The sequence below is a fragment of the Niveispirillum sp. FG156 genome (genome assembly GCF_057809555.1).
Genome location: NZ_JBMDKE010000060.1, coordinates 15,961 through 27,265, shown reverse-complemented (window position 1 = coordinate 27,265; position 11,305 = coordinate 15,961). Strand labels below are relative to the sequence as shown.

Here is an 11,305-nt window from a genome sequence, read left to right as displayed (position 1 = left end):
TAAAGGTCCGCAGAAAACGCGCAAACCTCGATCCAGATTATCTCGAAAATATCATCCGAAATTCAGGGCCGTTAACCTGAAGCGATTCCCCTGGTTGAGCTTTACCCCACCTCTCAGGCCCATACCCGTCGGGCTGGTGGAATGCTCCCAACCAGTGTATGGAAATCAGTTTAGAATCAAATAGATATCATATAGATATCATGATATCAGATAGCCTCTAAACCACCCTGCGATAGGCCTTGAACCAGTCGATGAAGCAGGGGATGCCGTCATCCAGGCTGGTGCGGGGCTGGTAGCCAAGGTCCTGGGTGCTGGCGTCGATATCAGCGCAGGTCGCGGCGACGTCGCCCGGCTGGATCGGTTCCAGCACCATTTCTGCCTTGCGGCCCAGGGCCTGTTCGATCAGGCCGATGAAGCGCAGCAGCGGTTCGGGGCGGTGATTGCCCAGATTATAGACCCGGTGCGGCACCACATCCTGACCGGGCGTGGCCGGACGGTCGAGGGTGGCCAGCACGCCCGCCACGATGTCATCGACAAAGGTGAAGTCGCGGGCCATGTCGCCATGGTTGAACACGCGGATGGGCCTTCCTTCCAGAATGGCCTCGGCGAACAGCATCGGGGCCATGTCGGGCCGGCCCCAGGGTCCATAGACCGTGAAGAAGCGCAGGCCCGTGGCCGGTAGCCCATAGAGATGGCTGTAGGTGCGGGTGATCAGTTCATCCGCACGCTTGGTGGCCGCATAGAGCGAGACAGGCCGATCGACGCGGTGATCGATGGAGAACGGGATCTCCTGATTGGCGCCATAGACGGAGGATGAGCTGGCATAGACGAAATGCCGGAGGCCCGGCAGCAGACGCGCCGCCTCCAGCATCACCACCTGCCCCATCAGGTTGGTCTGGATATAGGTGTAAGGATCGATCAGCGAATGCCGCACCCCGGCCTGGGCTGCCAGATGGATGATGCCGGTAATGTCCGGATGCGCCTCGACCAGCGCCGTCATGCCGTCGCGGTCGGCAATATCCAGGTTCTGGAAGCGGAAGCCGGGATGGGGGGTGAGAAGGTCCAGCCGCGCCTGTTTCAGGTGGATATCGTAATAGGGGGAGAAATTATCTACCCCCAGCACCTGTTCCCCCCGGTCCAGCAGCGCCCGGCAGGTATGGTAACCGATGAAGCCGGCAGCGCCGGTGACCAGGATCGGCATGGCATGTTCCTACATCGCCGGGTGCGTTGGAAAGGAGGCTATGAGCGATCCGGCGGGGGATGGCAAGGGGGCAGGCGTCAATATGATATCAGATAGCTTTCAGATATCATATTGATAGGCAAGGCCAAAGCCCCAATCAAGGCGGGGTTTGAATGATGCCGGTTTGGGCCAGATGACGCATGACCGCATTGGCCAGGGAGGCCGCATCGCCGGCGCCGGTATCGAGGTGCAGATCGGGTTCCGTCGGGGGCTCGTAAGGGCTGCCGATACCTGTGAAGTTGGGCAGGGCGCCGGAGCGCGCCTTGCGGTACAGCCCCTTCACATCACGCACCTCGCAGATATTCAGCGGGGTATCGACAAAGATCTCCAGGAACTCACCGGGCGGCAACAGGGAGCGCGCCATCTCCCGGTCGGCACGGAAGGGACTGATCAGGCTGACCAGCACGATCAGGCCGGCCTCGGCCATCAGTTGCGCGACATGGGCGACGCGCCGGATATTCTCCACCCGGTCGGCGGGTGTAAAACCCAGATCGCGGCACAGGCCATGGCGGACATTGTCGCCATCCAGGCTCATCGTCCGGCAGCCTGCCGCATGCAGCCTTTGTTCGACCAGATCGGCGATGGTGGATTTCCCGGCCCCCGACAGGCCCGTGAACCACAGGACACAAGGCCGGTGCCTATTGGCGGCCACCCGGTCCGGCTTGCCCACCCGCATAAGCTGGCGCTGGATATTGCCGGCCCGGCGAAGGCCGTGCAGGACCATGCCGCAGGCCAGCGTGGCGTTGCTGTGACGGTCGATCAGGATGAAGCTGCCGCAGGCCCGGCCATCGGCATAGGGTTCGGCGGGCAGGGGGCGGTCGAGCGACAGGTTGCACAGGCCGACATCGTTCAGACCCAGCGCATATGCTGCCAGATGATCCAGGCTGTTCACATCCACACGATGCTTGATCTGGGTGATCTGTGCCGTCGCCGTGGCCGTGCCCATCCGGATCAGGTAGGCGCGGCCCGGCAGCAGCGGCTCGTCATGCATCCAGATGAGATGGGCCGTGAACTGGTCGGTCACTTCCGGCTCCGCCCCCGGTGGCACCAGCAGGTCACCGCGGGTCACATCGACATCGTCAGCCAGCACAAGCGTGACGGCCTGACCGGCGGCAGCCCGGTCGCGGTCCCCATCCTGGGTGACAATGCGGGCGATGGTGCTGTCGCGGCCCGATGGCAGGACCCGCACAGGAGTGCCTGGCTGGATCGCGCCCGCCGCCACGGTTCCGGCCAGGCCCCGGAAATTTCCGTCCGGTCGCACGACCCATTGTACCGGAAACCGGAAAGGCCCGTCGGACGTGTCGGACGCTGCCGGTGCCGCTTCCAGCAGAGCCAGCAGCGGGGTCCCCGTATACCAGGGCGTATGAGCCGACGCCCGGGTGACATTGTCCCCCGTCAGTGCCGAGAGCGGCACCGGCTGGATGTCCGTGAAGCCCAGGGGGGCGGCAAAGGCGCGGTAATCGGCCACGATGGCGTCGAACCGGGCCTGGTCCCAGGCGATGGCGTCCATCTTGTTCACGGCCAGCACCACCTGGCGCACGCCCATCAGCGACAGGATGAAACTGTGCCGGCGGGTCTGGGTCAACAGCCCCTTGCGCGCATCCACCAGCAGCACGGCCAGATCGGCGTTCGAGGCGCCCGTGGCCATGTTGCGGGTATATTGTTCGTGTCCCGGCGTGTCGGCGACGATGAAGCGCCGCCGTGCCGTGCCGAAATAGCGATAGGCGACATCGATGGTGATGCCCTGTTCCCGCTCCGCCGACAGCCCGTCGACCAGCAGCGCCAGATCCAGGTTGCCCCGCCCTGTCGTGCCATGGCGTTCGCTGTCCCGCGCCAGTGAGGCCAGTTGATCCTCCGGCACGGCGCCGCAATCATGCAGCAGCCGGCCGATCAGGGTGGACTTGCCGTCATCGACGGACCCGCAGGTGATGAAGCGCAGCAGGGATACCATCAGAAATAGCCCTCCCGCTTCTTCTGCTCCATGGAGGCACCGGCATCGGCATCGATCAGCCGGCCCTGGCGTTCCGACAGGCGGGACCCCGCCAGCTCGTCGATGATGGCCTCCAGCGTGTCGGCCTGGCTGTCGATGGCGCCGGTCAGCGGATAGCAGCCCAGGGTCCGGAACCGCACCTTCCGCATTTCCGGCTCCTCCCCCGGCAGCAGGGGCAGGCGGTGATCATCCACCATGATCCAGGTGCCGTCCCGCCACACGACGGGACGCGGCTTGGCGAAATAGAGCGGCACGATGGGGATGGCCTCACGCGCGATATAGGCCCAGACATCCTGCTCGGTCCAGTTGGACAGGGGGAAGGCCCGGATGCTCTCGCCCTTGCCGATGCGCCCATTATAGAGATTCCAGAGTTCCGGGCGTTGATTGCGGGGGTCCCAACCATGATTTCGGTCCCGGAATGAAAACACCCGTTCCTTGGCACGGCTGCGCTCCTCATCACGCCGCGCGCCGCCAAAGGCCGCATCGAAACCGAAATGATCCAGGGCCTGCTTCAGCCCTTGTGTTTTCATGATGTCGGTATGCACAGCCGATCCATGGCTGATCGGACCGACCCCCTGGGCGACGCCATCGGGATTGGTATGGACCAGCAGTTCCAGCCCCAGGTCAGCCGCGATCTTGTCGCGGAAAATGATCATCTCCCGGAACTTCCAGCCCGTATCGACATGCAGCAGGGGGAAGGGCAGGCGGCCTGGATAAAAGGCCTTCAGCGCCAGATGCAGCATCACGGCGCTGTCCTTGCCGATGGAATAGAGCATCACCGGTTTGCGGAACTGGGCGACCACTTCCCGGATGATGTGGATCCCCTCCGCTTCCAGCTGATCAAGATGGGTCATGCTGCTCATTCTGTTCCAGACACCGGCATAAGCGACCTTGGAGCATCGCCGTCATTCCTCTCAGGGCCATACGAGGAAGCAACGGTCGGATGTGGGAGGTGCTGTCCCCCCACAGGTCAGACAAGCGCAGCAATCCGCCGCCTGTTTCAGGCCTCAGGGCTCGCGCAGGCCTTCCATCGTGTTGCTCAGCACCCTATCCGCTAGATTGGCGATGATGGGACGGCTGCCGACGACGATATCCGCCTGCAGCGGCATGCCCGATACGAGGCGGACATCGCCTGCCACATTCTTCAAGTCGATGGACTTGATCTCTGCCCGCACCCGGTAGAACCGTTCCGACGAGGTTGAGCCGTCATCGCGTGTGGTGAAGCTGTTTTCACTGATGGCCCTGACTTCGGCCCTGACTGTGCCGAAGCGAGTGAATTCATAGGCGTTGAGCTTGACCTGAACCTCATCGCCGACCTTCACGAAGCCTTGGTCCATGCCGGCAACTTCCGCCTCCACTTCCAATGTGGCATTGGCCGGCATCAGGCTGACCAGCACCTCACCCGACGGCACGACGGAACCGGCGCCCACATCGGCGACACTGACCACCGTGGCATCGGCCGCCGCCCGCAATTCCACCAGATCGCGCCGGAACTGTGCCTTGGACAATTCCTCCTCGATCCCGTTCAACTCGTTCTGTTTCGTGGCCAGTTCCTTGGTCAGGGCCGATTGCCATTCCTGGATATAGGCTTCGCGTTCGGCTGTGATGCTCTGCAGCTCATGACGCGAGGTGATGACCTGCTGCTCGCTGTTGGACAGGTTGCGGGAAATCTCAGCCTTGCTGTCCTGTGCGATCAGGACGTTGAGCCGGCTGCCGACTTCCTTGCGGGCCAGGTCGGAGCGCATCTGTTCAATTTCGCTGCTGACCTTCAGGCGTGACCGGTAATGCTCGGCATCGCGCAAGCCGCTGGTGATCTGACCATTGACCGCCTGGAAGCGCTGATCGAACACGGCGATCCGGGATTCCCGCTCTGCCTGCCGTGCCTTCCAGATGGCATATTCGGTCTGTCCGGCCTTGTCATCCCTGGCTGGTGCGGCAAGCGGCGTGCCGGTCTGTTCGGCTTGCAGGCGGGCGACCTGGGCCTTCAGGGCTTCACGCGAAGAGCTGAGCTGAGAGACGTCGGCGCTTGAAATGGTCGGGTCCAGGATGACCAGCAGATCATTCTTGGCGACCGTCTGTCCGGGCCGTACCAGCACTTCCCGCAGCACCGAGGATTCCAGGGGCTGAACCAGCAGGGTCGGCGTTCTCGACACCAGCCGGCCAGGGGCCGATACGACCCGGTCGATCTCCACGACACAGGAAAGCGTAATCGCCAGGATGATCATGGCGAACAGCGCATGCACCGTCATCCGGACGCGCGGAGGATACGGAGCGCCAGTGATTTCCGCCATGTGGGACTGGAAATCATTGATCGACTGGTCGGCATTGTCGTAGCGGCTACTCGGCCGCAGGACCAGGGATCGACCGTTCATTGCTGGTTGCTCCGGGGGGCGGCGGGGACTGGTGGCGGTTCTGCTGGAACCAGAGATGGCGGTAGATCGGGCAACGCACGACCAACTCGTCATGGGTGCCGATATCGTAGACCTGACCGCGCTCCATGACGATGATCTGGTCGCAATCGACCAGCGAGGCAAGCCGGTGTGAAATCACCACCATCGTCCTGCCTTCGGCAATGTAGCGGAGGTTGTTGTTGACGATGCTTTCGCTTTCCGGGTCAAGGGCGCTGGTGGCTTCGTCCAGGATCAGGATGGTTGGATCAACCAGCAGGGCACGGGCGATGGCCAGCCGCTGGCGCTGTCCACCCGACAGGTTGGTGGCACCCTCCGACAGGACGGTGTCATAGCCGGCGGGCAGGCGCTCGATGAACTCCTCCGCACCGGCCATCCGTGCGGCATGGATGATGTCCTCAAACGTCGCATCGGGGCGGGCAATGCCGATATTTTCGCGGATGGTACCCGTGAACAGGAAATTATCCTGCAGCACGACCCCCAGATTGGCCCGCAGATGTGTCAGGTCCATCTGGCGCAGGTCGGTGCCATCGATCTTGATCAGGCCGTCATAATCCTGATGCAGGCCCTGCAGCATGCGGGTGACGGTGGTCTTGCCCGACCCGCTGCGCCCCATGATGCCGGTGACGCTGCCCGCCGGCAATGCGAAGCTGACACGGTCCAGGGCATAGGCTTGAGCACCGGGATAGCGGAAGCGCACCTCATCGAAAAGGATGGCGCCGGCAAAGCGGGGCCGCATTCCATGGGTCGACCGCGTATCTTCCGCCGGAATATTGACCAGCGAAGCCACCTGGCTTAACGCGCCCCGGACCTCTTGAACGCCCTGAAGAAGGCTTGCGATCTGAACGAAAGGCTGGGTCACGCGGCCTGCCAGCATAGTGAAGGCGATCAGGGCTCCGACAGCTACGGCCCCTTCCTTGCTGGTCAGGGCCAGATAGCAACCCAGCAGCAATGAACCCGAATAGATCAGCTTTTCGATGGGCTGCAGGATGGTCTGTGGCAGATTCATCAGGAATTGCATGTCCCGGTGGGCTGTCACGGCTTCTGATGCAGCATCATCCCATTGCTGGCGGCGGCGTCCCTCCAGGGCCAGCGTCTTGATCGTCCGCATCCCATGGATGGTTTCGATCAACAATGATCCCTTCGCCTGTTCGGCGCGCACCACACGGCCATAAGCCCTGCCGACCGCCGGCATGAACAGCAGGATCACCAGGAACATGACCAGCGCCAAGCCCAGCACGAAGAAGGTCAGGGGCGTGTGCATGTAGAACATGACGGGCAGCAGCACGATCAGTACCGTGCTATCCAGCAGAGTGGAGAAGACCTGACCCGTCAGGAAATTACGGATGCGGTTGGCTTCCGAAATTTTGAAGCTGATCATGCCCGTGGGCTGCCGCTCGAACACTTCGATCGGAAGGCCGATCAGCCGGTCGAAGATATAAGTCCCGATCCGTGCATCGGTGCGTGCCGTCCCCTCCGCGACAAGCCAGCGCCGCAGATACCCGAAGATCGTATCGAAGATCACGACGAAACCGATCCCGATTGTCAGCACGAACAGGGTTGACATGCGCTGATGCACTAGCACCCGGTTGACCACCAGGAAATACAGCAGAGGAGGCACCAGGGCGAAGAAGGACATGGCCAGTGCCGAGAAACCGACATCCCGGAAGATGCGCTTGTCCTTGACCAACTGCCGCACCAGCCATCCGAGGCTGAAATCTTCCTCGGCCTGGCTCGATCCATGCTTGCGTTTGAACAGGACCGCTTCGCCGTCCCAGATTTCCGAAAGGCTGACGAGATCATGGGGCTGCGGCTGTGCGCCATCCGCCGGATTGCGGATCATGACAACAGGCGGCGACGATTGCGCATGCGTGCCGACGAGGATCTGCGCCGTGCCGTCCTTCATGCGCAACAAGGCAGGGACGGCACGGCCCAGGCGCAGCAGATGTTCGAAGCGCAGGCGGGTTCTTTGGGCTTTCAGGCCGTTCTGCTCCGCAGCGGCCACGATGCTGGCGGACGATACCTCGCCCTGGCTGCGGGCGAACTGCCGGATCAGCTGTTCCTGTGAAAGGTGCAGACCATGGTGGCGAGCGATGAAACGCAGTGCCTCCAGCATCGTGTGTGACGGAGGTCCAGCATTCTCCTCCGTATTCACCTCTGCGTGCACCATGCTGTCCCTTCTAACAATCTGCAACTCATGCCAAGCGGTTTAGAGTGCAGCGCGAAATTGGCCGTTCCGGCAAGAGCAAGTCAAGTCCGGCGATGGTGGCCTATGTCCAAAGATGGCTCTTTGCGCGGCTAGTCATTTTCTCTGAGCAAGGCCCGCAGCCGATCCATTTCCAGCCGGATCGCCGTAGCGCGGTTGGCAAGGCCAGTATCTTCGACATCATTGACGTCATGCGTTGTGAAATGATTATCGGGCCGCCGCCATGCCACCGATCCGGCCTGTTCCGTCGCTTGGCCCCGGTTGCGCTTCTGCTGCCATTCCGCCCTGGATTTGGTGAAGTAATGGTTGAGAACCAGGCGCTCGGCCGCCGGCACCGCGTGATTGTCTGGGTGGCCTTGGCAGCCGCCTAGCTGCCAGAATTCATCCACGAGACAACCTTGGCTTACCTGAGCCGTATGGATGTCAGGCCGAAGCACGGTGCGGGCCTGGACGATGGTTTTCACTAGATTGTTGCGGGGGTCTTCCGGGCGTGCGCGGCGGGTGAAGCGTCGTACCACCAGATCGTCCGTCTGGTCCTGATGACCGTTAGACCCGTATAGCCGCCAGGGCACCATCAGCCCCGCAGCCGTTTCGTAATCCTTGAGGATGTCTGGAACCGTCTCGCCCCGCAGCGGGTTCAGGAATTCGTCGGCATCAATGAAAGCAACCCAACGGCTGCGCTCCGCCAGACGTGCCAGCCCGGCAATATAGGCCGGTCTCTGAGCAGCCACGCCCGGTATGTTCGGCCAGGGCACATAATCGAGAATGCCAGCCCTTGCCAGCCCGGCCAGCAAGGACCCGCTGCCGTCAGTGCTGCCATTGTCGAAGATAACGAAATGCTGCACCCCAACAAGCCGGTGATGCGCCAGCCATTCCAGCAGATAGGGCCCTTCATCCTTGACGATCGCACAGACCGACAGGGTGATCGGTGGGGGAGTATCCAGCGGCTCCAGCGGTCGGAAACGCAGGTTGGGTAATGTCAGACGGGTTGGCGTGCCGGCCAGCGCCGCACCGTCGGCCCCCTGTACGGTCAGTTCCCCTTCACGGCCATCCAGATGGCTGTCGGGCAGGGAGACGAAGAAGGCATGCTGACCCGATCCGATTCCGGCGGCCTGCAGGTCGGGACGATGGGTCGCAGCCGGGCCGCTGGCCACGGGTTCACCATTGAACAGAACACGAACCGTGATCCGTTCGTCCGGCTTTGACGGGTCCCAGGCCCAGCCGCAGACGGCACGGCCGCGGATACAGTCGAAATGTCCTTGCACAGGCATCAGCGTCTCCAGGCCTGGCGGGGCGGTAGGGCCAGACCAGTAAAGGGGACACCGTCAAGGTTCAGATTGGGGCTGTAATATGGGTCGGCCATGGCGAGGTGGGACCAGCGACGGCGCATATACAGTTCCTCTTTCATGGCTCTGGCCCGTTTTTCAGGTGTGTCGTCGCGGCCCCGGCTGACGCTTTCATAATGGTACAGGTCGATATGGGGGGTCCATACGATGATGCGCCCCTGCTCGCGCAGGCGCAGGCAGAGATCGACATCATTGAAGGCGACGGGCAGATTGTCGGCGTCAAACCCGCCCAATGCCTGGAAATCGGCCCGGCGGATGAACAGGCAAGCAGCCGTCACCGCACTGTAATTGCCGGCCACCTGCGTGCGGTGGAAATATCCCTCATCCGCCACGCCGACATGCTGGAAGGCATTTTCCGCCAGACCGCCCGTTCCGACGACGACACCGCCATGCTGAAGCATGTCATTGGCAAAGCGAAGACGGGTGCCGACAGCCCCAACCTCGGGTCGCGCCAGCAAGCCGATGGCGGTTTCCAACCAGTCCGGCGTGATCAGTTCCACATCATTGTTGATGAAGCCGAGAATGTCTCCTTCGGCCTGTGCTGCCGCCAGATTGTTCATATCGGCGTAATTGAAGGGGGCGTCATAGGGAAGGACGCGGAAATGCCCCTGATGTTTCCCTGCTTCCAGCCAGGTGAGTGTTTCCGGCTGTTCGCTCTGATTGTCGATGATCAGGATTTCATAGTTCGGGTACCGGGTACGCTGCCGGATACTGTCCACGGCTGTGCGCAACAGGTTCAGCCGGTCGCGGGTGGGAATGATCAGGCTGATGCGGGGGGGATTGGCGGGCAGCCCCCAGCGGATACGCCGCAGCCCCTGTTCGGGATTGATGATTTCCACCTCTGCCCTGCCGGACAGGCAGGTTGCGATCAATTGCGCGATATCCATACTGACGGCCTGTGCCGGTGGACGCTCAAGGCTGCCCAGCACTTCCGGCAATCGCACGATACGGGCCGGATCGATTGACAGCATCGCCCCGTACCGCATGCCGGCCAGGGTCCGCCGTTGGCCTTGCCGGGCCAGAACCTCTTCCCGGATCAGCGTGACACCCCGCATATAATCCTGGGCCAGTGCCAGATCGGGGCTCCATGCCGGACGGAACCAGGGGAAGGGTTTGCCGTCACGCGTCACCTGCATGTCGGCATAGACGATGTCCGCCCCCGTCTCCACGGCCAGGGATAGCAGCCGCTGTGCAGCATTGGCGAAGGGGACGACGCCTTCATCGACGCACAGGAGATAAGAGCTGCCATCAGGCGCCTTGAGGCGCAGTGCCCGTTCCGGCAGTTCCGCCGGCCAGTCGGCCAGCGAAATCTCTCCCGCCTGCGCCCGGTACCAGTCGGCGTAATAGGCAAACCCGACGGAGCGGGGAAGCAGTGTTTCGACATGGCGCAGATAGCAGTCGAGCAGCAACCCCACCCCTTGCCGCGACGTCTTATCCCCATCCGGGATGGCCAACAGCCGGCTCAGCAAGGGCCGCGCCCCCTCGGTCAGGCCACTGAAGCTCACAGGACTGCCCGGCAAAGGGCCATAACCCTCCGCAACCACGCTCACCTCACGCGTGACGCCATCCAGCATCCAGAAGGGCATGGGTAGAGAAAAGGCATGCCGACCATTGCCGATACCGGCATTGATCAGATCGCCGCGCATCTCGTCCGCATCCGTGGCGCAGACTTCCCTGCCATCGACCAGGGCGTATACCCGCACGGCCCGGTCGGCGGCATGCGGGTGCCAGCACCAGCCTTTGATGTTGGTACCCAACACCGTATCGACATTGCCCCGGATCAGGGAGGCATCGCTGGCCAGCGACGTCTCGTCCGGTACGGGCAGGTCGTCTTGTGTGAACAGGATGGTGCCGCTTGACGCTTCACGCACCAGGAAGGGCTGACCGGCATCGATGGATACGAGGATGCGGAAACCGCACTGGCCATCCCCATGTCCGCCCTGGGCTACATCTTGCCTGTCCAGGTGGGCGATGCCAGCCGCCACCGGTTCCCCATTCACTTCCACGCCCAGCAACAGGCGGCGCTTCGGCTCCGCAGAATTATAGGCCCATCCGACAAGCACATTGTCGGTGTATGCTTCCAGATAGCCGATCACCCGCATCTTTCCGACGCCC

General features: G+C 62.4%; 6 protein-coding genes and 1 pseudogene. All 7 read right to left on the bottom strand.

What is annotated here, in order from left to right; translation table 11 throughout:
• Positions 1-217: 217 nt before the first annotated feature.
• Positions 218-1,201, bottom strand: coding sequence for an NAD-dependent epimerase/dehydratase family protein (locus ACODSP_RS26635; RefSeq protein ID WP_488968541.1), 984 nt, complete (start codon positions 1,199-1,201; stop codon positions 218-220).
• A gap of 136 nt (positions 1,202-1,337) precedes the next feature.
• Positions 1,338-3,191: a sulfate adenylyltransferase subunit CysN gene (gene cysN, locus ACODSP_RS26630; RefSeq protein WP_488968540.1), complete on the bottom strand. Its 1,854-nt coding sequence runs from the start codon at positions 3,189-3,191 to the stop codon at positions 1,338-1,340.
• Positions 3,191-4,135 (bottom strand): annotated as a pseudogene (gene cysD / locus ACODSP_RS26625) (sulfate adenylyltransferase subunit CysD); the annotation flags it as partial. The pseudogene cysD and the gene cysN, both read right to left, overlap by 1 nt.
• A gap of 102 nt (positions 4,136-4,237) precedes the next feature.
• A complete protein-coding gene (locus ACODSP_RS26620) occupies positions 4,238-5,602 on the bottom strand; it encodes an HlyD family type I secretion periplasmic adaptor subunit (RefSeq protein WP_488968539.1) in 1,365 nt (454 codons plus the stop codon).
• Positions 5,568-7,808, bottom strand: coding sequence for a peptidase domain-containing ABC transporter (locus ACODSP_RS26615; protein WP_488968538.1), 2,241 nt, complete (start codon positions 7,806-7,808; stop codon positions 5,568-5,570). Before ACODSP_RS26615 ends, ACODSP_RS26620 begins: the two co-directional genes overlap by 35 nt.
• Positions 7,809-7,936: 128 nt before the next feature.
• A complete protein-coding gene (locus ACODSP_RS26610; RefSeq protein ID WP_488968537.1) occupies positions 7,937-9,115 on the bottom strand; it encodes a glycosyltransferase family 2 protein in 1,179 nt (392 codons plus the stop codon).
• On the bottom strand, positions 9,115-11,292 hold the full coding sequence (locus ACODSP_RS26605; protein ID WP_488968536.1) for a glycosyltransferase: 2,178 nt from the start codon (positions 11,290-11,292) through the stop codon (positions 9,115-9,117). Before ACODSP_RS26605 ends, ACODSP_RS26610 begins: the two co-directional genes overlap by 1 nt.
• Between the last annotated feature and the right edge of the window lie 13 nt (positions 11,293-11,305).